Annotated in this window: 28 protein-coding genes; 23 read left to right on the top strand and 5 right to left on the bottom strand. The window is 27.6% G+C overall.

Going from position 1 to position 26,409, the window contains the following annotated elements; translation table 11 throughout:
* The first annotated feature begins 35 nt into the window (after nt 1-35).
* The 12 genes from AELL_RS12815 to AELL_RS12760 all read left to right on the top strand — a co-directional run bounded on the left by AELL_RS12815 (nt 36) and on the right by AELL_RS12760 (nt 11,526).
* Nucleotides 36-2,090: an ATP-dependent helicase gene (locus tag AELL_RS12815; RefSeq protein ID WP_118918325.1), complete on the top strand. Its 2,055-nt coding sequence runs from the start codon at nt 36-38 to the stop codon at nt 2,088-2,090.
* A 12-nt stretch (nt 2,091-2,102) separates the two neighbouring features.
* Nucleotides 2,103-2,960 (top strand): tRNA pseudouridine(55) synthase TruB, encoded by an 858-nt coding sequence (gene truB, locus AELL_RS12810; RefSeq protein ID WP_118918324.1) that lies wholly within the window; start codon nt 2,103-2,105, stop codon nt 2,958-2,960.
* The gene (locus tag AELL_RS12805) at nt 2,950-3,726 is read left to right on the top strand and encodes a 4-(cytidine 5'-diphospho)-2-C-methyl-D-erythritol kinase (RefSeq protein WP_118918323.1); all 777 of its coding nucleotides are present in this window, start codon (nt 2,950-2,952) and stop codon (nt 3,724-3,726) included. The genes truB and AELL_RS12805 overlap by 11 nt, the downstream gene beginning before the upstream one ends.
* Nucleotides 3,716-4,192 (top strand): SsrA-binding protein SmpB, encoded by a 477-nt coding sequence (gene smpB / locus AELL_RS12800; protein WP_118918322.1) that lies wholly within the window; start codon nt 3,716-3,718, stop codon nt 4,190-4,192. The genes AELL_RS12805 and smpB overlap by 11 nt, the downstream gene beginning before the upstream one ends.
* A gap of 163 nt (nt 4,193-4,355) precedes the next feature.
* Nucleotides 4,356-5,822, top strand: coding sequence for a cytochrome-c oxidase, cbb3-type subunit I (gene ccoN, locus AELL_RS12795; RefSeq protein ID WP_118918321.1), 1,467 nt, complete (start codon nt 4,356-4,358; stop codon nt 5,820-5,822).
* 14 nt (nt 5,823-5,836) lie between these two features.
* A complete protein-coding gene (gene ccoO, locus AELL_RS12790) occupies nt 5,837-6,502 on the top strand; it encodes a cytochrome-c oxidase, cbb3-type subunit II (protein ID WP_118918320.1) in 666 nt (221 codons plus the stop codon).
* A 9-nt stretch (nt 6,503-6,511) separates the two neighbouring features.
* Nucleotides 6,512-6,736 (top strand): cbb3-type cytochrome oxidase subunit 3, encoded by a 225-nt coding sequence (locus AELL_RS12785; protein WP_118918319.1) that lies wholly within the window; start codon nt 6,512-6,514, stop codon nt 6,734-6,736.
* Nucleotide 6,737: 1 nt separating this feature from the next.
* Nucleotides 6,738-7,628, top strand: a complete 891-nt coding sequence (locus tag AELL_RS12780; RefSeq protein WP_118918318.1) for a c-type cytochrome — start codon at nt 6,738-6,740, stop codon at nt 7,626-7,628.
* Nucleotide 7,629: 1 nt separating this feature from the next.
* Nucleotides 7,630-7,872, top strand: coding sequence for a DUF4006 family protein (locus AELL_RS12775; protein ID WP_118918317.1), 243 nt, complete (start codon nt 7,630-7,632; stop codon nt 7,870-7,872).
* A gap of 103 nt (nt 7,873-7,975) precedes the next feature.
* Nucleotides 7,976-8,605, top strand: coding sequence for a hypothetical protein (locus AELL_RS12770; RefSeq protein WP_118918316.1), 630 nt, complete (start codon nt 7,976-7,978; stop codon nt 8,603-8,605).
* A gap of 4 nt (nt 8,606-8,609) precedes the next feature.
* Nucleotides 8,610-9,167, top strand: coding sequence for a hypothetical protein (locus AELL_RS12765; protein WP_118918315.1), 558 nt, complete (start codon nt 8,610-8,612; stop codon nt 9,165-9,167).
* Nucleotides 9,157-11,526, top strand: coding sequence for a PD-(D/E)XK nuclease family protein (locus AELL_RS12760; RefSeq protein WP_118918314.1), 2,370 nt, complete (start codon nt 9,157-9,159; stop codon nt 11,524-11,526). The genes AELL_RS12765 and AELL_RS12760 overlap by 11 nt, the downstream gene beginning before the upstream one ends.
* Before the next feature lies 1 nt (nt 11,527).
* Here the strand turns inward: AELL_RS12760 and prfB are convergent, their stop codons facing one another.
* The 5 genes from prfB to plsY form a co-directional block, all read right to left on the bottom strand.
* Nucleotides 11,528-12,628 (bottom strand): peptide chain release factor 2, encoded by a 1,101-nt coding sequence (gene prfB, locus AELL_RS12755; protein ID WP_118918313.1) that lies wholly within the window; start codon nt 12,626-12,628, stop codon nt 11,528-11,530.
* Nucleotides 12,629-12,727: 99 nt separating this feature from the next.
* On the bottom strand, nt 12,728-13,360 hold the full coding sequence (locus AELL_RS12750) for a c-type cytochrome (RefSeq protein ID WP_118918312.1): 633 nt from the start codon (nt 13,358-13,360) through the stop codon (nt 12,728-12,730).
* A 120-nt stretch (nt 13,361-13,480) separates the two neighbouring features.
* Nucleotides 13,481-14,836, bottom strand: a complete 1,356-nt coding sequence (locus tag AELL_RS12745; protein ID WP_118918311.1) for a major outer membrane protein — start codon at nt 14,834-14,836, stop codon at nt 13,481-13,483.
* A 261-nt stretch (nt 14,837-15,097) separates the two neighbouring features.
* Nucleotides 15,098-15,412 (bottom strand): dihydroneopterin aldolase, encoded by a 315-nt coding sequence (locus AELL_RS12740; RefSeq protein ID WP_118918310.1) that lies wholly within the window; start codon nt 15,410-15,412, stop codon nt 15,098-15,100.
* Entirely contained in the window at nt 15,409-16,032 is a 624-nt protein-coding gene (gene plsY, locus AELL_RS12735; protein ID WP_118918309.1) for a glycerol-3-phosphate 1-O-acyltransferase PlsY, read from the bottom strand. The genes AELL_RS12740 and plsY overlap by 4 nt, the downstream gene beginning before the upstream one ends.
* 89 nt (nt 16,033-16,121) lie before the next feature.
* On the opposite strand from plsY, the gene nadA reads away from it, so the two are divergent.
* The 11 genes from nadA to rimP all read left to right on the top strand — a co-directional run bounded on the left by nadA (nt 16,122) and on the right by rimP (nt 26,387).
* Complete coding sequence (gene nadA / locus AELL_RS12730; RefSeq protein WP_118918308.1) at nt 16,122-17,111, top strand: quinolinate synthase NadA; 990 nt, start codon at nt 16,122-16,124, stop codon at nt 17,109-17,111.
* Nucleotides 17,108-17,929, top strand: a complete 822-nt coding sequence (nadC, locus tag AELL_RS12725; RefSeq protein ID WP_118918307.1) for a carboxylating nicotinate-nucleotide diphosphorylase — start codon at nt 17,108-17,110, stop codon at nt 17,927-17,929. The genes nadA and nadC overlap by 4 nt, the downstream gene beginning before the upstream one ends.
* Before the next feature lie 66 nt (nt 17,930-17,995).
* Entirely contained in the window at nt 17,996-18,982 is a 987-nt protein-coding gene (locus tag AELL_RS12720) for a DHH family phosphoesterase (RefSeq protein WP_118918306.1), read from the top strand.
* The gene (locus AELL_RS12715) at nt 18,966-20,351 is read left to right on the top strand and encodes a M23 family metallopeptidase (protein WP_118918305.1); all 1,386 of its coding nucleotides are present in this window, start codon (nt 18,966-18,968) and stop codon (nt 20,349-20,351) included. The genes AELL_RS12720 and AELL_RS12715 overlap by 17 nt, the downstream gene beginning before the upstream one ends.
* Nucleotides 20,348-21,253 (top strand): UDP-3-O-acyl-N-acetylglucosamine deacetylase, encoded by a 906-nt coding sequence (gene lpxC / locus AELL_RS12710; protein WP_118918304.1) that lies wholly within the window; start codon nt 20,348-20,350, stop codon nt 21,251-21,253. The genes AELL_RS12715 and lpxC overlap by 4 nt, the downstream gene beginning before the upstream one ends.
* 3 nt (nt 21,254-21,256) lie before the next feature.
* Nucleotides 21,257-21,709, top strand: coding sequence for a hypothetical protein (locus AELL_RS12705; RefSeq protein ID WP_118918303.1), 453 nt, complete (start codon nt 21,257-21,259; stop codon nt 21,707-21,709).
* Nucleotides 21,710-21,720: 11 nt separating this feature from the next.
* On the top strand, nt 21,721-22,602 hold the full coding sequence (thrB, locus tag AELL_RS12700; protein ID WP_118918302.1) for a homoserine kinase: 882 nt from the start codon (nt 21,721-21,723) through the stop codon (nt 22,600-22,602).
* A gap of 36 nt (nt 22,603-22,638) precedes the next feature.
* Nucleotides 22,639-22,914, top strand: a complete 276-nt coding sequence (locus AELL_RS12695; RefSeq protein WP_118918301.1) for a YlxR family protein — start codon at nt 22,639-22,641, stop codon at nt 22,912-22,914.
* Nucleotides 22,904-25,603, top strand: coding sequence for a translation initiation factor IF-2 (infB, locus tag AELL_RS12690; RefSeq protein ID WP_118918300.1), 2,700 nt, complete (start codon nt 22,904-22,906; stop codon nt 25,601-25,603). The genes AELL_RS12695 and infB overlap by 11 nt, the downstream gene beginning before the upstream one ends.
* Nucleotides 25,603-25,962 carry a 30S ribosome-binding factor RbfA gene (rbfA, locus tag AELL_RS12685; protein WP_118918299.1) on the top strand — a complete coding sequence of 120 codons (360 nt, stop codon included), beginning with the start codon at nt 25,603-25,605 and terminating at the stop codon, nt 25,960-25,962. The genes infB and rbfA overlap by 1 nt, the downstream gene beginning before the upstream one ends.
* Nucleotides 25,959-26,387, top strand: coding sequence for a ribosome maturation factor RimP (gene rimP, locus AELL_RS12680; protein WP_118918298.1), 429 nt, complete (start codon nt 25,959-25,961; stop codon nt 26,385-26,387). Before rbfA ends, rimP begins: the two co-directional genes overlap by 4 nt.
* The last annotated feature ends 22 nt before the right edge of the window (nt 26,388-26,409 follow it).

Raw genomic sequence — 26,409 nt, 5'->3', positions numbered from 1 at the left:
AATATATGATATAATAAATAATAATTGGAGAAAAAATGTCTGAAAATTTATTAACATCATTAAATGAATCACAGAGAATTGCTGCTCAACATATAGATGGACCACTATTGATTTTAGCTGGGGCTGGTTCTGGTAAAACAAAAACAATTACTACAAGACTTGCTTATTTAATATCAATTGGTATTGATCCACGTTCTATATTAACACTTACATTTACAAATAAAGCTGCAAGTGAAATGCGTGAGAGAGCATTTAATATGTTAGATTCTTCAATGATAAATACTCCACCTTTATTATGTACATTTCATAAATTTGGTTTACTATTTTTAAAATTTCACATAAGTGAATTAGGAAGAAAAAACAATTTTATTATAATTGATACTGATGATAAAAAAAGAGTTTTAAAATCATTAGACAAAGATATTACAACTTCATTATTAGTTTCTGAAATATCAAAATATAAAAACTCTTTAATGACACCTTCTGAAGCTAAAAGTGCTGCTCAATTAAAACTTTATCAACAAATTGCAGAAATTTATGAACAATATGAAGAGTATTTAGAAAAAAACAATTTAGTAGATTTTGATGACTTATTATTATTACCTTATAAGATTTTAAAAAATAATGAGAATTTAGCAAAAGAGATTAGCCAAAAATATCAATATATAATGGTAGATGAGTATCAAGATACAAATGAATTACAATATAGATTATTAAGATTATTATGTTCAGACCACAATAATCTTTGTGTAGTTGGTGATGATGACCAATCTATTTATGGATGGCGTGGGGCAACTATTAAAAATATTTTGAATTTTTCTGAACATTTTGAAAATACTATAGTTGTAAAATTAGAAGAAAACTATAGATCAACTGATACAATTTTAAATCATGCAAACCAATTAATAGAACACAATCGAGATAGATTAGGTAAAAAATTAATAGGAACAAGAGTTAAAGGTGATTCTATAAAAGTGTATGAATCACAAGATGAAAATGAAGAAACTAGAAAAATAGTTGAAGATATTAGAAAATTGATTGATAGTGGAGAAAATCCAAAAAATATAGCTATTTTATTTAGAGTAAATGCTTTGTCTCGTTCTTTAGAAGAAGGTTTTAATAAAGCTGGACTTCATTATAAACTTGTTGGTGGTATGAAGTTTTACGAAAGAAGTGAAATCAAAGATTTAATTGCATATTTTAGAATTTTGACAAATTCTAATGATAATTTTTCTGTAAAAAGAATTATCAATAAACCAAAACGTGGAATTGGAAAAACAACTATTGATAAACTTGAAGCAAAATCAATAGAAACAGGAAAATCAATTTTTGATTTAATCCAAAATTTAGATTCAGATGAAATAAGTGCAATAGTTGGTAAAAAAAATTCAAGAACTTTAAAAGTATTTGAAGCTTCTATTTTAGATTTAAAAGAGTTATTATCAGAATCAAAAATGAAATTTTTAGATAGTTTTGAAGAAACCTTTGATTATAGAGCTTCATATGATAATTTACCTGATGGATTTGAAAGACAAGCAAATATTGATGAGTTTTATGGATATATCAGGGATTATTTTATTCAAAATCCACACTTAGATTTAAAAGACTTTTTAAATGAAATTGCACTTGAAAGTGAAAATGATGATTATAGTGGTGAAGCTGTTTCAATGATGAGTATCCATGCTTCAAAAGGTTTGGAATTTAAAAAACTTTTTATTATTGGATTTGAAGAAGGATTTTTCCCTATTACTGGTGATGGTTGTGATTTAGAAGAGGAAAGAAGATTAGGTTATGTTGCACTTACAAGAGCAATGGATAATCTTACATTATCTTTTGTACACTCAAGATTTTATAAAGGTAAAAGAACAAGTTTAGTTAAAAGTAGATTTTTAAGTGAATGTGGACTTATCAAAGGAAGTTTAACTATAGAAAAACAATCAGGTTTTAAAAAAGGTGATTTAGTTCAACATAAAATTTTTGGAATGGGTAGAGTTGAAAAAGCTACAAATGCAGGTAAAGATTACAAACTTACAATAAATTTTGGTGGAACAAAAAGAGATATTTTATCTTCGTTTGTAGAAAAAGCTTAATAGGATAAGTTCTTGCAAGTTAGATTTTACGAAAAAGAACAGATTAATAAATTATTGGTTGTAAATAAACCAATTTTTATAAGCTCAAATTCTTATTTAAACAGAATAAAAAGAAAATTTAAAAATAAAAAAGCTGGGTTTAGCGGGACATTAGACCCTTTTGCAAAAGGTTGTTTAATAGTTGCATTTGGACAATATGCAAAACTTTTTAAATATATTTCAAAAACACCCAAAACATATAAAGCTGTAATTTGGTTGGGAATTCAATCTGAATCATTTGATATAGAACAAATTATTGATATTAGTTTAGTTGATAATGTAGATGAAAAAAAAATAATTCATGAGTTGAATTCGTTAAATGGAAGAATTGAATATACACCACCAAAATTTTCAGCAAAAAAAGTTGATGGGAAAAGAGCTTATGAACTTGCTAGAAATGGTGAAGAAGTTGAATTATCAAAAACAACGATGAATGTATATAATACGAAATTTATTTCATATAGACATCCTTTTATTACTTTTGAAGTAACTGTTAGTGAAGGAACATATGTTAGGTCATTTGCACAAATTTTATTAGAAAAACTAAACAGAGTGGGAACTTTATCTTATCTTGAGAGATTAAATGAAGGTAAATTCTTTTTTGAAAATGAAAAAGAGTTAGATCCTTTAGATTACATTGATTTGCCTATAAATAAATATTTTGGAACACAAGAGTGGTTGGTTCAAGGTAAAAAAATAGGTATAGATTATGTTGAAAAAAAAGAGAATGGAAAATATCTTATAATTACTGAAAACTATTTTTCAATAATTGAAATAATTGATGGTGAAATAAAATATTTAGTAAATAGGGTACCAAAATATGAAAAATGAGATGATTGAAAAGTCGTATGCTAAAGTAAATATTTTTCTAAAAATTGCTGATAAAAGAGAAAATTATCATGAACTCGTATCAAGATTTGTACGAGTTCATAATTTGTATGACATTATATCATTTGTTAAATCTAGTAGGAAAGCAATTACAATTATAGGTGATTTTGGTTGTGAAATTAACTCAAATACTGTATATAAAGCATACAATTTAATAAAACATTTTTATGGTGTTGAAGAATTTTTTTTAAATCACGAAATAAAAATTGAAAAAAATATTCCAGAGTTTGCAGGACTTGGTGGTGGAAGTTCAAATGCCGCAACTTTTTTGATTATGGCAAATAAATATTGTAAATTAAATTTATCAAAAGATGAATTAAGTAAAATTGGTTCACAAGTTGGTGCTGATGTTCCATTTTTTATATATGAATATGATAGTGCAAATGTAACAGGAATTGGTGAAATTGTAGAAAAATTTGATGAAGAGATATTAGATATAAAAACTATAACACCAAAAATAAAATGTAATACAGGTGAAATTTTTAAAATATTTAGAGAAAAATTTTATAAACAAATATCTAAAGATGAAGCAAAAAAATTGCTTGATATGAAATCAACTGATATTTTAAAAGAATTAGATATAAAACAAGCAAATGATTTGTATGAAAGTGCACTTAGTCTTTACCCACAACTAAGTGATTATGAAAAAAAAGATTGGTTTTTTAGTGGAAGTGGAAGTTCATTTTTTAGGATAAATTATGGCAAATAAAAAAGATACAAAAAAAAATTTAGTTTTTAAAAATAAAAAAGCATTTCATGATTTTACGATTTTAGATTCATTGGAAGCTGGAATTATGTTAGAAGGAAGTGAAGTTAAAGCAATAAGAGAAGGAAGAGTGAATTTGAAAGACTCTTTTGTAAGAATTATAAAAGGTGAAGTTTTTTTATTAAATGCACATATTTCTCATTTAAGTACAACTCATACAACATATAGACCAGATGAAAGAAGAGCAAGAAAATTATTACTTCATTCTAAACAAATTGATAAATTATATTCAAAAGTGACAAAAGATGGAATCACTTTAGTTGCTTTAAAACTTTATTTTAATGATAAAAATATGATTAAAGTTGAAGTTGCAACTGCACAAGGTAAAAAATTACACGATAAAAGAGAAGATTTAAAAGTAAAAACCCTAAAAAGGGAGACTGAGCAGGTATTAAAATCTTATAAATAAGATATTTTCTATCTTATTTATAAGTAAAAATTATAATAAAAATAGTGTTTTATTTGTTAATTTTTCGTTAATTTTTTTGTTGATTTTAAGTTTTGCTTAGCTATGATTACCGCAATGAGTGACATTTTTGTGACTTGTATATAAAATTAGTAGGAGGAGATTGATGCAAAACGGTGCACAAATTGAGTACGATTACTCAGTTGCAAAAGCCTTTACATTTGCAACAATTTTGTTTGGTATCATTGGTATGACAATTGGTGTTGTACTTGCGTTTCAATTGGCATTCCCACAGTTAAACTATTTAGCTGGGGAGTATGGTACATTTAGTAGATTAAGACCTTTACACACAAATGGTGTTGCATATGGTTTCGCACTAAGTGGTATTTTTGCTGGATGGTATTATATTTCGCAAAGAGTTTTAAAAGTATCATTAAAAGAGTCACCTTTTTTAATGGCTATTGCTAAGTTACACTTTGTTTTATATTTTATTACAATCCTATTAGCTGTTGTAACTTTATTTATGGGTATTACAACATCAAAAGAGTATGCAGAGTTAGAGTGGCCAATCGACATTTTAGTTGTTGTATGGTGGGTATTATGGGGTATTTCAATCTTTGGAATAATCGGTATTAGAAGAGAAAGAACTCTTTATATTTCATTATGGTATTTTATTGCTACATTTATCGCAGTTGCAATGTTATACTTATTTAATAATATGGAAGTTCCAACAGCTTTAGTATCTGGATATGGTTCATGGATTCACTCTGTTTCTATGTATGCAGGAACTAATGATGCATTAGTTCAATGGTGGTTTGGTCATAATGCTGTTGCATTCGTTTTCACAACTCCAATTATTGCATTAATTTATTATTTCTTACCAAAAGAATCAGGACAAAATGTTTATTCTTATAAACTATCTATCTTAGCATTCTGGGGATTATTATTTGTTTATTTATGGGCTGGTGGACACCACCTTATTTATTCAACTGTTCCAGATTGGATGCAAACAATGGGTTCTGTTATGTCAGTTGTTTTAATTTTACCATCATGGGGATCAGCTATTAATATGCTTTTAACAATGAAGGGTGAATGGCAACAATTACAAACAAATACATTAATTAAATTCATGGTATTAGCTTCAACATTCTATATGTTATCAACAATCGAAGGACCAATTCAAGCTATCAAATCTGTAAATGCTATTGCACACTTTACAGACTGGATTCCAGGTCACGTACATGATGGTGTTTTAGGATGGGTTGTATTTATGATTATGGCTGCATTATTCCATATGGTTCCAAGAATGTTTAAAAGAGAAATTTATTCTAAATCATTAATGGATACACAATTCTGGTTACAAACTACAGGTATCGTATTATACTTTACTTCTATGTGGATTGCAGGTATTACACAAGGTATGATGTGGAGAGCTTATGATGAATATGGTTCATTAGTTTACTCATTTATTGATACAGTTACTGTATTACATCCATACTATACAATTAGAGCAGTTGGTGGTTTATTATACCTAATTGGATTCTTCTTATTTGCTTACAACATTTACAAAACAGTTAGATGTGGTAGAGTACTTGACAAAGAACCAGTAAATGCTACACCAGTAGCTGCGTAAGAAAAGGAGAAATTATGTTTCATTGGTTTGAACAAAGACCGTTTTTCTTTGCGGTATTAGTGTTTGTATTTGTTGCATTTGCAGGTATTGTTGAAGTTATTCCAGATTTTGCAAAACAAAGTAGACCAACTGTTGGTACAAAACCATACAGTGTTTTAGAGTTAGCTGGTAGACAAGTATATATAAAAGATTCTTGTAATGCTTGTCACTCTCAATTAATTAGACCATTTAAGTCAGAAACTGATAGATATGGTATGTATTCTTTATCTGGTGAGTATGCTTATGATAGACCATTCTTATGGGGATCAAAAAGAACAGGTCCAGATTTAATGAGAGTTGGAAATTATAGAACTACAGATTGGCATGAAAACCATATGTGGGAACCATCTGCTGTTGTACCTGGAAGTATTATGCCAGCTTATAAACATCATTTTAGTAATATAGCTGATATTGAAACAGCTTATGCAGAAGCATATACTGTTAAAAATGTATTTAATACACCTTATGATCAAGAAGGAATGCCTAAACTTGGATCATGGGAAGAAGCAAAAGCTTCTGCTTTAGAAGAGGCAAAAGTAATTGCTGCTGATATGAAAAATGAGTCAGTTAAACAAGCTGTTGCAAATGGTCAAGTTCCTGAAATAGTTGCATTAATTGCATATTTGAATTCTTTAAAATAAGGCTTATCGATGGATTATGAAACACTTTTAACAGTGCAAGGTTATGCTAAATTCTTTTTGATTTTAGCAGTTTTTATAATTTTCTATTCTTATGCTTATTCTATTTATAAAAGACAGAAGACAGGGGAAAGAGATTTTGAGAAGTATTCTAAACTTGTACATGATGATTCAAGTGTTTCTATGCCTTTAGAAGAAAGAAAAAAAGATAAAGATATAGATAATAAGGAGAAATAAGATGAAATCTATGGTTATAGGTGGAATAATTCTTATCATCGCTTTATTAGCAGGAACTTACTTTGCAGCAGGTGATGCTTTTAACAGTGATGATTATATTAATAGCCTAACAATGTTAGGTGCTGTTGCAATTATTACAATTACTGTATTTGTTGCGTTAAAATATGTTAATCAAATGAAAAATGATACAGCAAGTGGTGAACTAGCTGAAGAAAAATGGGATGGTATCGGTGAATACAAAAATCCAATTCCTACAGGTTGGGGATTAGCATTTATTGGTGCTATTATTTGGATGTTTTGGTATTTTACAGTTGGTTATCCAATTAATGGTTTCTCTCAAATTGGTCAATGGAATGAAGAGACTTTAGAGTACAATGCAAAATTTGAGAAAAAATGGGAAAACCCATCTGAAGAGACTTTAAAAGCTATGGGTCAATCAATTTTCTTAGTACAATGTGCACCTTGTCATGGTGTTGATGGAGAAGGAATTGAAGGTAAAGCTCAAAATCTTACTCATAGAATGTCAAAAGAACAAGTTGTTCATGTAATTAAAAATGGTGCTAATAATTTAAAAACTGCTTATCCAGCAGGAATGCCTCCAATGATGTTAACAGAAGATGCTGATATTAATGAAGTAGCTTCTTATGTTGCTGGTGGATTCAAAGGTGAACAACCTGCAAGTTTCGCAGTTTGTGCTGGTTGTCATGGTGCAGATGGAAATGGTATGGAGATGGTTGCTCCAAATATCAGAGCTTATGATGATGCTTTAGTTATGGCTGTATTAAAAGATGGTAAAAAAGGTATTATAGGTGCTATGCCAAGCTTTGATGGAAGACTTAACGAAACTCAAGAAAAAGCTTTAGCTTCATATTTAAGAAGTTTAGGAGAGTAAGATGGCTGGAAATACACAAATGAATGAAAATGAAAGAGGTATTTTTAAACTTAATGGTATTACAGGTATGTTAATTGCAGTTGTTCTGTTATTATCTATTCTTGCTGTATTAACGATTAATGGTATAAAAGTACAACAAAATGAAGCTAGTAATTTCTATAAAATCAATCAAGATTTGAATGGTTTAAAAATGAATAGTTCTGATAATCATACACATTACCAACTTGTTGGTAATGGTAAATAAGGGGTAAAATATGGAAAAAATTATTGGTATTTTACTTTTAGTGTCAGCTGTAATGACTGTATATTATGGTTTCTTTGATGCTACAAAAGTGTTTGTTGGTTAAATGAAAAAAAGTATTTTTTTTAGAGTAGGGGTGATTTTATCACTTCTACTTTTTTTCTGTCAAAATTTATCAGCTCAAAATTTTATATTAAATGATGATAGTTTAATAGACCAAAGAGCAAAAGATAAAATCAATCAAATAGGTGATGAGGCTAAATCTAAATTAGGTGTTAATATTTATGTATATGCAAAATCTACTTTAGGATTAGATGAAAATATCAAAACAAAAGAAAAAATTGAAGCAATTAAAAACTTTGAAAATCAAATACTTATTAATGTTGAAAAACCATATGTTTTATTGACTATTGCAGTTGAAGAGACACATGTTAATTTACTTTTTAGTGATGATTTAAAAAATCAAATTAATAAAAATGAGATTTTAGATGGATATGTTGTTCCATTGCTTGCTTCAAAAGATAAAAATACACTATTTGCAAAGGTAAGTGCTGCAACTTTAAATGGTTATGCTGCAATTGCTGATACATTAGCTGAGTCAAAAAATATTAAACTTGAAAGTAGTATAGGTAATTCAGGAAAAGTTTCTAGTACTATTTGGAGAGTTGTAATGTATACTTTAATAGTTTTAGGATTATTAGCATATACTTATGCAATTTTAAAAAAAAGAAAGTAAATTTATGAAAAGAAATTATTGGCCACTGTTTTTTATAGGAATTTTTAGTTTTGTATTTTCAATGATTATTTGGACTATTATGAGTGCTTCAAAAGTACCAGTTATAGAAGACCATAGTTTTATGAAAAAATATCAAGATGTTGATGATAATTATAATAATATGATGGAATCAAATATTGCATTTTTATCTAAATACAATTTTGAGTTTTATCTAAATGATAAAAAGTTTGATTTAACAACAGAAGATATAAAATTATCTCAAAGAGCAATTGAAAAATATTCTTTACATAGAAATTTATTAAAAGTTGGACAAAATAACTTAAAAGTTGTAGTTTTTGATAAAAATACAAATGAAAAAAAAGATATAAATATTGAATTGGTAGTTTCAAAAACAATTTCAGATGATAGTGATATTGTTTTAAAAGATGAAAATTTTACAAATAGTGAAAAATCATATAATGCTACTTTTGAATTAAAAGAGGCAAATAACTGGATTATTACAGGTAGTTTCAAAGTTGATGAAACTATAGGATATATTTTTATTAAAACAAATGCTATTTAAAAAAAAACTATTAGTTTTTCCTACTTCAAGGGTTATTAGAAATTTTATTTCTAATCAAAAGAGTGAAAATACTCTTTTGCCTTTTATCCTTACAATCGACGAATTTTTTAAAAAATCAATAACACTTAATAAACTAAAATATTGCGAAGAAGAACAACGAGTTCTTTTTTTAAATGAAGCAATAAAAAATGTAGATATAAAAAAGCTTGGTATTTCTGATAATTTTACAAAATTTCTAAAACAAAGTGATTATATTTATAGATTCTTTTTAGAACTTGCAAGTGAAAAAGTTGAAATATCTCAAATTCAAAATGTTGATACTTATGATTTTTATTTAGAGCATTTACAAATATTAGAAGTAATAAAAAACAATTATATAAATATTTTAGAGAAAAATCACTATGTAGATAGAATAAATATAAATAATCATTATAAAATAAATGAAAATTTTTTGAATAAATTTGACTCAATAGAGTTACATTTTGAAGGATACTTTACAAAAGTAGAATTTGATATGATTGAAAAAATATCAAAATACATAAATATTACAATTCTATTTTATTCAAATATTTACAATCAGAAATCATTGGAAGTTTTTAAAAATCTTGGTTTAGAAATTAAACTTGATTATAAATATAAATATGATTTATCAAAAAATGAACTTATTGAAATTGAACCTATAAATAGCAAATTAGAGTTTTTTGAAACAAAAGGTTTTAGTTCTAGGTTAAATCAAATAGCTTATATAAAATCTTGTATTGAAAAATCAGTAAAAAATGGTATTAATCCATCAAATATTGCTTTAGTTTTACCTGATGAAAATTTTGCTTCTTATATTCAACTTTTTGATGATGAAAAATATTTCAACTATGCAATGGGGAAAAGTATAAAAAATACAAATCTTTATCAAATAGCAAATGCAATATATTTATATTTGAATGAAGATGAAATTAAAAATATAGAAAATCTAAAATTTTTAGAAATTGATAAATCATTTGTAGATAAAAATCTAAAATTTTTATGGAATAAAAATGTTACAAAAGATATTTTTCTTTTTATTACAGATTTTATAAAATCAAAAGAGAGTAATGTAGAATTAATTGAAAAATATGATGAATTACTTTATAAACTAAATATTATTCTATTTTCTAAAGAAAATAATATTTTACTAAAAGATGTATTTAAAATATTTTTACAGAAACTTGCAAAAATTACTCTTGACGATGTTAATTCTGGAAAAATTACTGTTTTAGGATTACTAGAAACAAGAGCTTTGGAGTTTGATGTAGTAATTATATGTGATTTTAATGAATCGTTTATTCCAAAAATATCTTTAAAAGATAAATTTTTATCAACAAAATTAAAACAATTGGCAAATCTCCCAACTCAATTTGATAGAGAATCTTTACAAAAGTATTATTATAAAAGATTAATAACTTCAACAAAAAATGTTTTCATCTCTTATGTAAATTCAGACACAAATCAAATTTCAAGATTTGCAAATGAGCTGTTTAATAAACATATTAAAACAGATACAAATGATAATTTTTATAAACATATACTTTATGATAATCATAAAATATCACACTTTGAAGAAGAGATTATTGCTAAAATTGATTTAACAAAATTTACATGGTCGGCAACTTCATTTAAAGCTTTTTTACAATGCAAAAGAAAATTTTATTTACAAAATATCTTAAAAATAAAAGAACACTCAATTTCATTAAAACCTAAACCTTATGAATTAGGAGATATTATTCACTCTATTTTAGAGGATTATTACACTCTTGATGAAAATTCAAATGAATTGAGTTTTGAAAAGATTGAGAATTTATTTAGTAAGTATAAAAGTTCAAATCCATTTTTGATATTGGATTTGGAAATCTGGAAGAAAAAACTTTATGAATTTTATTTACATGATAAAGAGCGATTAAAAAATAGAAAAATTATTGCTTTAGAAAAGAATTTTGAGTGTGAATTTAATGGAATAAAAATAAAAGGAATAATTGATAGAATAGATAGTTTTGAAGATGAATATGAATTGATTGATTATAAAACTTCTTCAAGTTTAAGTGTTGATACTCTTAAAAACTATGAAAAAAGTGATGATTTCCAACTTGAATTTTATTATATAGCAATGAATCAGTATTTTAAAACAAATAAAATACAGGCATATTATTATGACTTACATAATACAGAACTAATTCCTGAAATAGCACTTGAAAGTAAATTAGAACTTTTAAATCAAAAGTTTGAAGAGTTAAAAGAGATTTCAAAACAAGAAATCTCTTTTTCTAAATGTGAAGATAAATCAATATGTAATTATTGTATCTATAACATAATTTGTGATAGAGAATAGACTATTTAGAAGTAGAAGTTGCTATTAATACATCTTCAATAATTTTAGTGATATCTCCATCTAAAATAGCATCAACATTTGAATAACCAATATTACTTCTACTATCTTTTACTTGTTGGTATGGTTGTAAAACGTAAGATCTAATTTGATGTCCCCATCCATTATCACTTTTTTCAACACCATCTTTTGTTGCTTGTTGTTTTTCAAGTTCAAATTCATATAGTCTTGATTTTAGCATTTTAAAAGCACTATCTTTATTTTTATGCTGAGATCTGTCATTTTGACATTGAACAACAATTCCTGTTGGAATATGAGTGATTCTAATAGCTGATTCTGTTTTATTAACATGTTGTCCACCAGCACCACTTGCTCTATAAGTATCAATTCTAATATCTTTATCTTCTATTACAATATTGATATTATCATCAATCTCTGGACTTACCATAACAGATGAAAAAGATGTATGTCTTTTTGCATTTGAGTCAAATGGAGAGATTCTAACAAGTCTATGAATACCATTTTCAGCTTTCATATAACCATATGCATTTTCACCTTTGATGATAAAAGAAACATCTTTGATACCAGCTTCATCACCATTTTGATAATCAAGAAGTTCAACTTTAAAATCATTTCTTTCTGCCCATCTAAGATACATTCTATATAAAATACTTGCCCAATCTTGTGATTCAGTACCACCAGCTCCTGGATGAATAGAAACAATAGCATTTGAAGCATCATCAGGGTTTGAAAGCATAACTGAAATCTCTGTTGATTTGATTAGTTTTTCAAGTTCGGTTGCTTCATCATAAAGCATTTCTAAAGTCTCTTCATCTTTTTCTTCAGTTGCCATTTCATAAAGCTCATTTGTTCCTTTTAATGAATCATTTGCTTTATTAAATTTATTTAGCTTTCCTAAAATTCTATTTTTTTCAATCCCAATTTTAGTTGCATTTTCAACATCATTCCAAAAATCTTGAGATGATTCTAATTCTTGTATCTCTTCTAATCTTTTGTTTAAATCATCAGGTTTTAAAATACCTTTTATGTTGTTAAGTTTTGTGTTTAGAAGTTTTAATAGTTCTGAATATTCGTATGCGTCCATATTAGCTTTAATCCTTTAAAAAAGGAAATTATACTTAAAGTTTGTATAAAGAGTGATTAGAGTAAAAAAGAAGAGAAAAAGGAATAAAATCCTTTTTCTTTATTTGTTGATACTTTGTAAATAAGCGTGGATACCTTTGATCTCTTTATAATCAACAAAGTTTGCATAAGGTGCCATAATATTTGCATTCATAGAATCAACTTTTCCAACTTTATAGTTTTTGATTGATTCTTGCATATCTTCAACTGATAAATCTTTTAGAGGTCTTGCTGTGTTATAAGCGCTTTTTTCACCATTTGCTCCATGGCAAGTTTGACATTTGTTTGTATAAAGCTCTTTTGCTATAACAGCTGCATCTTTTAACTCTTTTTCAACTTTTGCTTTTTCTTCAGCCTCTTTTTTTGCTTCAAGTTTTGCTAAAATATTTGCTTCCATTTGAGCTTGATTTCCAACAAATTGAGATGATTGTGTAGGAGCTGATACAGTTACACCATTTTTTAGAATATAAATAAAATTCATACCAGTTGAACTTTGAGAGATTTTTATATCTTCTACACTCCAACCTTTGGCTTTCATATCATTTACAGATAATTTTCCATTACAAATACCTCCATCAAGTGGAGTTTTTTCAATAGTACTCATAGAAGCATTTTCTTTAAAACACATTGTTGTTTCAGCGAATATTGATGTAGTTCCAAGAAGTAGTATAGATGAAAGAATAACTTTTTTCAAGATTTAATCCTTTTTTTAAATTTGTAGATTTTATCATAATAAGATTAAATAATCATAATAAAAAAAGGGTTGGAGTAAACCCCAACCCTTCGAAAGAGAAGTTAAACAATTCTAAAAATATTAGAATGTATATTCAACTTGTAATCTTCCTCTTGTATCGTCATTATCTTTAACAGTTGCAGCACCAGCAGCTGTTGTTTCTTTAGTATATGTTCCGTATCTTACATAAGTAGAGAAGTTTTTACTCATTTTATATAATAATTGAGCATACACCTCTTCTTCTTCTATATCAGTCGTAGAATTTGCTGCAGCGATATATTGTAAGTTACCATAGTTAGCTGATAAGTTTAAGTTTGATAAAATATCAAATCCTAATACTGCTTGCCAATAATCAGCATCAGTTTTACCATTAAGTGCTAAATTCCAACCTAATAATGTAGTTACCGCATCATTATCTAAAGCAGTTAAACCACCATCTTTACCAGTCATACCATAAGCAATTTTTCCATCAACTAAACCTGCGTCAGCTGTTAGAACAAGTTTTGCCATAGTGTTTGTATCCACTACACTACTAGTACCGCTTGTAGCATTATTAACAACATCTAATGCTGTTGCAACATCTTTATCTAAAGATAATGATGCCCATCTTGCATCTGCACCAAATTTGATTCCAGATAAATCTAAAGCAGCTTTTGCACCAAGTGTGTAAGAATCAGCAAGATCATTTATATCAATATACCACGCATCAACTGTAACTGGTTCAAATGTACCAATTGCACCTAATGTTACTACATCTAATGAACCATCTACTGCATCATCACCAATAACAGTCGCAACAGTTGCATTAGAATGACCTAAATTACTTCCATTTCCTGTTGCTCCAGCTCTATTATTTTTATATAATGCTACACCATTCATTGCAGAATCTGAAGAAACATTAAGATTTGTTTGATTGAAATATGCACCAGCTAAAGTTACTGGTCCAACTGTTGAAAGAGCTAAAACTCCTGTTCCAGTTTGCTCATTTCCATCAGAATCTAAAGCAACAGTCCATGGAGTTGTTAAACCTTGTTTACCAACGTTAACAGTTGTATTAGCAAGACCTGTATATCCGAAATAAGCATTAGTTAACTCTACACCAACATTTTGGTCAGCATTATCACTTGAATTTAAAGTTGCAAAACCAGCATCACCAGTACCAGTGTTAGATGGTTGACCAACAACAAATCTTGAATTAAATTTAACATCTTCATTTACTTTTGAAGAAAGATTTAATCCAACTTTATAGTTATTTGTGTTTGTAGCTGTTGGATTTGCTGTATTAGCCACATCATTTTTATAATCATTATATCTATAAACTACAGATCCAGATACGTCTACATTTTTGATTGCTTCTTCTAATGGTTGAGCGTTAGCTGAAGTTAATCCTGCAACTGCTACAGCAGCTACTAAACTTAATTTTGCGATTTTTTTCATTTGTTCTCCTAAAATTTCGAAATCTATTATCAGTCTACCGGAGCGCGCGAACTCATCTAAAACATAGGTTTTAAACCTTTTCCGACATACCGTTGCGACCATTCTACACCACTAAATTTTAAAGTTTTCTTAAAATCATTAATTCTGTGTTAATTAACTGTTAATTTAAGTTATTTTTTAATTAACAGCAAAATAATGCTGTGTTAATGCTATTTTAGGACTTTTTTACTCTTATATCTTTTTTGTAGATTTTTTGAAAAGTTATTTATTTGAAAGACTAACTATACAGTTTGTTAAAATATTTGGTTTTGAGATTTTGATATATAAGTTTGATATATTATATGTAGAGTTGAGAAGATTTTCTATATGTAATATTGCATCTTCAAGTAAAAGAAATTTTTCTTTTTTCATTGTTGTTTTTAGAAGTTTTGAAACCTCTGCATAGTTTATGAATTTATCTTTTGAAAACTCATATTCAAAAGATAAATCTATTACTACTTTTTGTTTTTTAATTCGTTCGAAGTCAAGTATTCCAATAATACATTTGAAGTTTAAATCATTTATATGTATTTTCATATAACTTTTTTCTCTTCACCTTTGATGATTCTTATGATATTTGGAATATGTTTATAAATGATTATAAAAGCAATTAAATACATAGGAACATTTGAACCTACATTTAATCCATTATTTATAAAAGTTGCACTAACAACAACAGCAACCAAACCTAAAAGTGATGATAAAGATGAGATTTTTAAAACTTTTGCACAAACTATCCAAACAAGTGCACCAATTAAAGTTGCATATGGAATTAATACAATATAAACACCAAGTCCCGTTGCAACTCCTTTTCCACCTTCAAGTCCTAAATAAATAGAGTAACAATGTCCTAAAACAGAAAGAATAGCAATTGCCCATAAAGTTGAATCACTAACACCATAATACATAGCAAATAGTAAAACAACAGTTCCTTTTAGTGCGTCTAATAAAACTGTTGCAATTCCTAATTTTTTTGCTAATTTTGGGTTAGTCTCTTTTACAACTCTTAATACGTTTGTTGCTCCGATTGATTTACTTCCTGCTGTTGTAATATCAACACCTGCAAATGTTTTTGCTAAAATTGAACCAAAAGGAATAGAACCTATTAAGTATGCTGCTATAAAAAATAGAATATTTGTATTTGTGAAAAAATCCATTTATTACCTTTGTTTAAAGTCTATAATTAAATGAGATTATAACTAAACTTTTGTTATATTCACATTTAATAAAAATTTGAAGGTTTATTTTGGATTTAAAAGAAGAAATTATAAAACTAAAAAAAGAGTTAGATGTGACTTTAGTGGCACATTTTTACCAAAGAGATGAAGTTTTTGAGTTGGCTGACATAACAGGAGATTCATTAGAACTTGCAAAAAAAGTAATGCTTACTGATTCTAAATTTGTAGTTTTCTGTGGTGTTGGTTTTATGGGTGAAAGTGTAAAAGTAATGAGTCCCAAAAAAAGAGTTTTAATGCCAAAAATTGCTTGTTGTGCAATGGCTAGAATGATTGATGAGGGTTACTTTGAACAAAATCTAAAAAAGATAAATGAAGCAGGTATTCCAAACGAAAATATTTTACCAATAACATATATAAACTCAAGTGCAGCAGTTAAAGCAAAAGTTGGACAAATGGGTGGAATGGTTTGTACTTCTTCAAATGCTTATAAGATTATTGAAAAAGGTTTAGAGTCTGGTAAAAAAATATTTTTTGTTCCAGATAGATGTTTAGGGCAGAACTTTGCTAAATCACTAAATCTAAAATCTGCAGTTGTTGGTGATGGAAGTGATTTAAAAGAGGCTGATATTATTTGTTATAATGGTTTTTGTTCAGTTCATCAACAATTCACTGCTGATGATATAGATTTTTATAGAGAAAGATTTCCAGATATTTTGATTGCTGTTCATCCTGAATGTGACCCAAGTGTTTGTGATAAAGCTGATTTTGTTGGTTCAACTTCTCAACTTATTACATATATAAAAGGATTAGATGAAAATCAAAAAGTAGCTGTTGGAACTGAGTTTAATATGGTAAATAGATTAAGAACAAAAAATACATATATTTTAAGTTCAACAAAACCTGAGTGTCCAACTATGAATGAAACAACTTTAGAAGATGTTTATAAAACTTTAAAATCTATTAAAGATGATAATATTTCAAAAGAGAATGAAATATTTGTAAGTGATGAAACTGCTAAGTGGGCTAAAGTAGCATTAGAAAGGATGTTTGAAGTATGATTAATATCAAAAAATTTGTAAAAAATGCCATTATTGAAGATAATGGAAGAGGAGATTTATTCTTCGATGTTGCTCCAAAAGGAAGATTTACGGCACGTGCTATTTGTAAATCAGATGGAATACTTGCAGGTGTTCAATATGCAAAAGTTTTAGCAAGAACTGAAAAATTTGATTGTAAATTTTTAAAAAATGATGGTGATGAGATAAAAGTTGGTGATGTAATTGCTGAACTTGAAGGAAAAGCTTCTGTTTTATTGTCATCAGAACGAACTTTTTTAAATATGCTTCAACATGCATCTGGAATTGCAACAATGGCAAATAAATATGCAAAATTGATTGAAGGAACAGGTGTTGTTTTACTTGATACTAGAAAAACAAGACCACAATTAAGAGATTTTGAAAAATATGCAAGTAGAGTTGGTGGAGCAATTAATCATAGACTTGGACTTGATGATTGTTTGATGTTAAAAGATACACACTTAAGAACAATAGATAATTTAGAAGAATTTATAAAAAAAGCAAGAAAAAGAATATCTTGGGTTACAAAAATAGAAATTGAGTGTGAAACATTTGACCAAGTAAAAGAGGCTATGCATGCAGGTGGTGATATAATAATGTGTGATAATATGAATATTGAACAAATAAAAGAGGTTGTAGAATTCAGAAATGCAAATTATCCACATATTTTACTTGAAGCTAGTGGAAATATAAATTTAAAAACAATAAAAGAGTATGCAACAACAGGAGTTGATGCAATTAGTAGTGGAAGTATTATTCATCAATCAACTTGGCTTGATTTTTCAATGAAGTTTGATTAAAAAATATTTGATTAACTTTTTGTTAGTAAGTTTTAGTTAAATTAAAAAATATAAGAAAGGAGAAGGATGAAAAAGGATTTTATAACAAGTAATAAAGTTGATATGTCAGAATATACAAAAGCATTGGAACTTATTGAAAAAAGTAGATATATTTTAATTATTACTCATGTAAATCCTGATCCTGATTCAATAGGTTCTGCATTGGCTTTATCAAATCTATTTCATGAAAATAAGATAAAACATAAAGTTTATAATGTAAGTTCTGATTTACCTCAAAATCTTGATTTTATTCCAAGATTTGAGAAAATAACAGATCAATTACCAGCATTTTTTGATTTAGCTATTAGTGTTGATTGTGGAACTTATAAAAGATTAGGATTTGAATTAGACCCATCAATTCCTCTTATAAATTTTGACCATCATAAATCAAATAATAAATTTGGAACTGTAAATATTGTTGATCCAATGAAAAGTTCAACAGCTGAATTAGTATATGAATTTTTTAAACATAACGGTTTGTATATTACAAAAAATTCAGCAACTGCACTTTATGTTGGAATTTATGATGATACATTAGCTTTTTCATTAGCTAGATGTGATGAAATTACATTTGAAAAAATTAACTTTTTAGTTGAATGTGGAGCAAGTCCTTCTGATATTGCAAATAAACTTCTAAGAAGAGATTCTTTAGCAAAATATAGAATTATCCCAAAAGTTTTAGAGAGTCTTGAACTTTTTAAAGAGGGTGAAGTAGCTTCTATAATAGCAAAAGAGGAGTGGTTTAAACAAACAGGTGCTCACAATAGAGATTGTGAAGATGCCTTAGATATGGTGATGAGCATAGCAATAGTAAAAATTGCTTTTTTTGTAAGAGTTGTAAATGGAGTATCAAGGGTATCTTTACGTTCAAAAGGTAAAATTGATGTTTCATCTATTGCTGGTCATTTTGGTGGTGGCGGTCATTTTAATGCCGCTGGTTGTACATTAGATATGCTTGATGTTGAAAAAGCAAAAAATATAGTTTTAAAGGAAATTCTTGAAGTTTACAAATAATAAAAATAGTATTAAGGGATTATGGATTTATGTAGTTCTATTTATATTAATTGGAATAGTTGGTTTTTTATTTTTATCTCCTACTTTTGAGAGAAATGCACCTAAAATTACAGTTGAAGAACAAATATATTGGAATTTTCAAAAGCCAATTAAAATAAATATTTCAGATGATGAAGATATTAAATCTTATGAAATTTTATTTGTTGATGGGGAAAAACAAGTAAGATTAGATACAAAAGTTTTAAAAAATGAAAATGGCTCTTTAGATTTAGAGATAGTTCCACCTGTATTTGATGAATTTTATAAACCAACAAATGGTGTATTACAAATTCATGTATTTGATACAAGTAAATGGAATTTCTTTAGAGGAAATGAAGCAACTAAAAAATCAAATATAATTATTGATAAAAGAAGTCCAATTGCTAATGTTGTAACTAACTCATATTTATTAAGACAAGGTGGAAGTGGAGTTATTGTTGTTGAAATTGCTGACGAAAATTTAAAAGATTATTACATAACATTTAATGATGAAGAGATATTTGAGTTATTTCCTTTTTATAAAAAAGGATACTATATTTCTATTATAACTTGGCCTGTTGATATTAAAGAGTTTAAAAGAGTAAATTTAGTTGCAATTGATATGGCAAATAATAAAACTGTAACAAAAGTTCCATTTTATATAAAACCATTTAAAGAAAAAATTGACCAAATTAAAGTATCTGATGAATTTGTAAATAGTGTAAGTAAACATGTTTTAGAAAATAGTAATATGAATGTTCCTTCTGATACTATTGAAGCATTTGTAAAAACAAATAGAGAATTAAGAGAAAAGAATGTTAAAACTATAAAAGAGGTTGTAAGAAAAAATTTAGCTAATAGTGGAAAAATTCCATTTGATGTTAAAACATTTACAAGAATGTCAAATGCAGCAACTTTTGCACAATTTGGTGAAAGAAGACATTACTTTTATAATGAACAAGAAATTGACCAAGCTTGGCATTTAGGAATGGATTGGGCAAGTACAAAAAGAGCAGATGTAATAGTTACAAATCCTGGAAAAGTTATTTTTAAAGATTATTTAGGAATTTATGGAGATTCAATTATTGTTGACCATGGTTTAGGATTAGCTTCATTATATGCACACACAAGTAGCCAAAATGTTGAAGTTAATGATGAAGTAAAAACAGGTGATAAAATAGCAAATACTGGTTCAACTGGTGCAGTTTTTGGTGATCACTTACATTTTGGAATTTTAATTCAAGGAATTGAAGCAAATCCAAATGAATGGCTAGATTATGATTGGATAAAAGTAAATCTTACTAAAACAATAAATGATTCGATTAAAATTATAGATGGAACAAAAAAATGAAACAAAGAACAATCGCAAAAAGTGTTGAAATAGTTGGTATTGGACTTCATAAAGGTGTTCCAGTTAAAATGAAACTAGAACCCCTTGATAGTGATATGGGGATAGTTTTTTATAGAGTTGATGCTGGAGTTACAATTCCATTAAAAAAAGAGTTTGTTGTTGATACAAAAATGGCAACAGTTATTGGAAAAGATGGAGTAGTTATTTCTACAATAGAACATCTATTATCTGCTGTTTATGCATATGGAATTGATAATTTAAGAATTATTATAGATAATGATGAAGTTCCTGTTCTTGATGGAAGTTCTGCTGGTTATTGTATGTTAATAGAAGAAGCTGGAATTAAAGAATTAGATAAATCAAAAAAAGCTATAAAAATCAAAAAAATGGTTGAAGTTACAACTCTTGATGGAAAAAAAGTTTGTTTAAAGCCATCAAATAGAATTGTATATGATTTTGAAATAAATTTTGAACATCCTGCAATTGGAAAACAAAATTTCCACTTTGATTATTCAATTTCAGAATATAAAGAAAATATAAGTCGAGCTAGAACTTTTGGATTTTTACATGAAGTTCAATATCTAAGAAGTATTGGACTTGCCCAAGGTGGAAGTATGGAAAATGCAATTGTACTTGACCAAACAAAAGTTTTAAATCCAGAAGGTTTAAGATTTGATGATGAATTTGTAAGACATAAAATTTTAGATGCGATTGGTGATATGGCACTTTTAGAATATACTTTAGTAGGTGAATATGATGCAATTGCTGGAAGTCATCATCTAAATCATTTATTAACAAAAAAACTTTATGAAGATGAATCAAATTATGAAATAATAGATTTAGAAGAAGCAAGTAGTGAAGCTAGCGTATTTGAAATGGCTTATGCGAAAGTTGAAAGTTAAAAATTGATTGAAGTTTTAGTTATAACTATTTCAAATCCTTTATTAGTAGGAATTTATGAAAATAAGAAATTGATAAAAGAGTATAAACTTGATGGTAAAACATCTGATTTATTGCCAAGTTTATTTGAAAATCTTTTATTAGAATTTGATATAAAAAAAATAATTTATGTAAATTCCCCAGGTTCATTTATGGCTATTAAAGTTGCTTATATATTTTTAAAAACAATTTGTATAACAAAAAATATAGAATTTAATGCAATAGATGGTTTTTATTTTAATAAAAATTCTCCAATTAAGGCTTTGGGTAAAAAGTATTTTATTAAAGAAGAAAATAAAATTAAAGTAGATTTTTTAGAAAAAGATTGTATAATCCACGACTTTGAATTACCGACGGGTATAGAAAAATATAATTTTAATGAAGAAACACTGCCAATATATAATTTACCGGCAGTTTAAGAAGGAAATGGATGAAAGTAAGCGTTCCAGCTACTAGTGCAAATTTAGGACCAGGTTTTGATTGTCTTGGTCTTGCAATCTCAATGAAAAATCAAGTAATTATCAGACCCTCAAAATTTCATAGTGTATCTTTAAAAGGTGAAGGGGCAAATAATCCTGCTTTAAAAGATAACAATATGTTTATCTCTATTTTTAATGATTTTTATCATAATTTATCAAATAAAAAAAGACATTTTAGATTTGAATTTCAAAATGAAATCCCACTATCACGTGGTTTAGGAAGTTCTTCTGCTGTTATTGTTTCAGCAATTGCAAGTGCTTATGCAATTGAGGGAATCAAACTTGAAAAAGATAAATTATTAAATTTAGCTCTTGCATATGAAAGTCATCCTGATAATATTACGCCAGCTGTAATGGGTGGATTTAATGTTGCTTGTGTTCAAGAAAATGAAGTTAAATATATTAATAAATCAATTCCAAAGAGTTTAAAAGCAGTAATAGTTGTGCCAAATAGAGCAATATCAACTCAATTATCAAGAAAAACTTTACCTTTTAAATATTCTAAAGAGGATACAGTATTTAATATTTCTCATTCATCATTATTAACAGCTGCATTTATGGCAGAAAATTGGGAAATGTTAAAATATGCATCAAATGATCAAATTCATCAAAAATATAGAATGAAACAGATGCCAGAGCTATTTGATGTACAAAAAACAGCATTAAAAGAGGGTGCTTTAATGAGTACATTATCAGGTTCAGGGTCAACGTTATTCTCAATAGCATATACTGATGATAGTAAAAATTTAGAAAAAGTATTAAAACTTAAATTCCCTCATTTTAGAGTTTTTATAACAGATTTTGATAATACTGGTGTGAGAATAGAAATTTGATAATTTTTGATATTAAGTATATTTTGGGTATAATGTTTGCCTAGTTTAAAAAAAATCTTAAGAACTTGCATTATTTGTAAGAACAAATTAGAACAAAAAGAGTTAATAAGATTAAAATGTGAAGATAAAAAATTGTCTTTTTATGATAATTTTGGAAGAAGTTTTTATATCTGTAATGAGTGTAGTTCAAAATTACATTTAGATATAAATGGAAAAGATTATAAAAAAATTGAAAAATCACTTTGTAAAGAGTGTAAAAATAAAGATAAGTATGTTACACAACTTAAGGAGATGCTAACAAATGTCAGATAAAGTAAGAGTTTATGAAATTGCAGAAGAAGCGGGAGCAAGTAGCCAAGACGTTATAACGAAAGCTAAAGATTTAGGAATAGAACTAAAATCACCGCAAAGTGCAGTATCATTTGAAGATGCTGAAGAGATTGCAAACTATATTATGACAGGAAAAAGTTCAAAAATTTCTGATAAATCACCTTCGAAGATAAAGAAAACAATCAAAAAAGAAGATACTAAAGAAAACGAAAAAGTTGAAGTTTTAGTTGAGAAAAAAGAAAAAGAAGAAATAATTGAAAAAAAAGATAATGAACAAATAAGAAAACCTGAATTAAAAAAAGTAGCAATTTCTAAACCTATTTCAAAAGCTCCTTCAAAAACTCAAGAAGAATTTGACAAACCTGAATTAAATGCTGATAACTCAAATAAAATTGTTCCTAAGAGAAGAGGATTAGTTATTATTAAGAAGAAAAAAGCAAAAGATGATTTAGATGTTAGAAGTAATAATAATATTGATTCAGAAATTCAACCAAAAAAACAGATGAAATCTTTAAGTGAGATTTTAGGTGGGAATGAAGAAGAAGAAAAATCAAATAATAACAATTATTCTGTAAATACAAGTGAAGAAGCTAAAAAAGCTAAAATCAAAAAAGAGAAAAAGAAAACGATTGTTAAAGCACAAGACCATGGTAAAAAACTTGAAGTTGCAAGAGAATATTCAGATGATTTTGTAAGTTCAGATGACTCTTTATTAGGTGAAGAAGTAGTTTTACTTGATATGGATTTAGGTGATACATTTAAAATATTTGATGAACCAAAACCACAAAATCCAGCAAAACAATCAAGAAGTTCAAGACCAGCTGCATTTGGAAATGCTCCTCAAGGTTTAAAAAGAGGAAAAAGAAAGAAAAGAATAGCAAGAACTAATGAAGTAGTTGAAATTAAAGAAGTTACAATTCCTGAAGATATTAGAGTATATGAGTTCGCTGAAGCTTGTGGAAAATCACCTGCTGAAGTTATAACGGTATTATTTAGTTTAGGTATGATGGTTACAAAAAATGACTTCTTAAAACAAGATGAGTTAGAAATTCTTGGTGAAGAGTTTGGTATTGAAGTTACAGTTAAAGATGCATTAGAAGATGTTAATTATATTGAAGATTATCATGGAGAAGATGTTGATGAATCATCATTTGTAACCAGACCTCCAGTTGTTACAATTATGGGACACGTTGACCATGGTAAAACATCTTTATTAGACAAAATTAGAAGTTCAAAAATTGCAGCTGGTGAGGCTGGTGGAATTACACAACATATTTCATCATATACTGTAGAAAAAAATGGACAAAAAATCACTTTTGTTGATACTCCAGGTCACGCTGCTTTCTCTGCTATGAGAGCAAGAGGTGCAAATGTAACAGATATTATTATTATTGTTGTTGCTGCTGATGATGGTGTTAAAGCTCAAACTGAAGAAGTTATTTCTCATGCAAAAGCAAGTGGTTGTCCAATTATTGTTGCGATGAACAAAATGGATAAAGAGAGTGCAAATCCAGATATGGTTAAAGCACAAATGGCAGAAAGAGAATTAACTCCTATTGATTGGGGTGGAAATACAGAATTTATTGGCGTATCTGCAAAAACAGGTGAAGGAATAGATGAATTATTAGAAAATATTTTAATTCAAGCAGAATTATTAGAATTAACTGCTGATCCATCTGCAAAAGCTAAAGCTACAGTTATTGAATCTTCATTAGAAAAAGGAAGAGGACCAGTTGCAAATATTATTGTTCAAAATGGTACACTAAGAATTGGTGATAATATTGTTTGTGATACAACTTTTGGTAGAGTAAAAGCAATTACTGATGATAATGGAAGACCAGTTAAAGAGTTAGGACTTTCAGAAACAGGTACAGTTTTAGGATTAAATGAAGTTCCAACAACTGGTTCAATCATGGTAGTTATGGATTCTGATAAAGAAGCAAGAGATATCGCAACAACAAGAGCTGAACACGCACGTGCTAAAGAGTTATCTAAATCTACAAAAGTTTCATTAGAAGAGATGAGTGGATTGATTGCAGAAGGTAAAATTAAACAATTACCAGTAATTATTAAAGCTGATGTTGGTGGTTCTTTAGAAGCTATTAAAGGTTCGTTAGAAAAAATTGCAAATGATGAAGTAAAAGTAAAAGTTATTCATGCCGCAGTTGGTGGAATTACTGAATCAGATTTAGTTCTAGCAGGTGCAAGTGATGGTTGTATAATCTTAGGATTTAATGTAAGACCTACAGGATCAATTAAAGCAAAAGCAAAAGCTGATGGTATAACTATTAATACTTATTCAATCATCTATGATTTAATAGATGACATTAAAGATGCATTATCTGGAATGATGAGTGCAGTAATTAGAGAAGAGAATACTGGACAAGCTGAAGTTAGAGATACATTCGTTGTTCCAAAAGTTGGAACAGTTGCTGGATGTTTAGTAACTGATGGTAAAGTTATCAGAGGTGGACATGCAAGAATTATTAGAGATGGTGTTGTAACTTATACAGGTAAAATCTCATCACTAAAAAGATTTAAAGATGATGTTAAAGAAGTTGCAAATGGATATGAGTGTGGTATTATGTTTGAAAAATTCAATGATATAAAAGTTGGAGATTTTATCGAAACATTTATCCAAATTGAAGAAAAAGTATCTGTAGATAATTAATGAAAAGTATAAATTTACAAAGAACAGAATCATTACTTATGGAGTTAATTCCTGAAGCATTATCAAATTTAAGTGATGCAAAAATCAACTCTTTACCAATTACAGGTGTTAACTGTAAAAATGGTAAATATGATGCAATAGTATATTTTGATGGTTCTGACTATGATAAAAATGAAATTAAAGAGATTATTTCATCTTTGAATAAGGCTAATGGAAGATTAAAAACTCATATATTAGCAAGTACTGGTTGGTATAAATGTCCAAATTTTACATTTGTAAATGATACTTCATTAGAAAAATCAAAACATATTGAAGATCTATTTGCACAAATTAGAAAAACAAAGAGTAGTGAAGAATGAATTTAGAAGAATCAATTAAGTTAGCAGTTGAAAGCTTAGGTGCAAAACTTTATGATATATCTACTGTAAAAGAGCATGATAAAAATATTTTTAGAGTTTCTGTTACAGCAGAAGGTGGAGTAAGTTTAGATAAATGTGCAGAAATCTCAAGAATGATTTCTCCAATATTAGATGTTAATGAACCAATGAGTGGAGAATATGTTTTAGAAGTTAGTTCTCCAGGAATTGAAAGAAAATTAAAAAAGAAAGAACATTTTATAGCTTCAGTTGGTGAAAAAGTAAGAGTTAAAGATTTTTCAACAGAAGTTTATAAAGGACAATTAATTTATGCAGATGATGAAAAAATAGTAATCAAAACCGAATTTGGTGAAGATGAATTATCATATGATTCAATTTTAGCTGCATCTACATATTTTGAATGGTAAAATTAGAAGAGATTTTCTCTTT

Source organism: Arcobacter ellisii, from assembly GCF_003544915.1.
In the GTDB taxonomy this organism is placed as follows: Bacteria; Campylobacterota; Campylobacteria; order Campylobacterales; family Arcobacteraceae; genus Aliarcobacter; species Aliarcobacter ellisii.
Note: the sequence above shows the minus strand (reverse complement) of the source record. Positions and strands in the feature narration are given on the sequence as shown.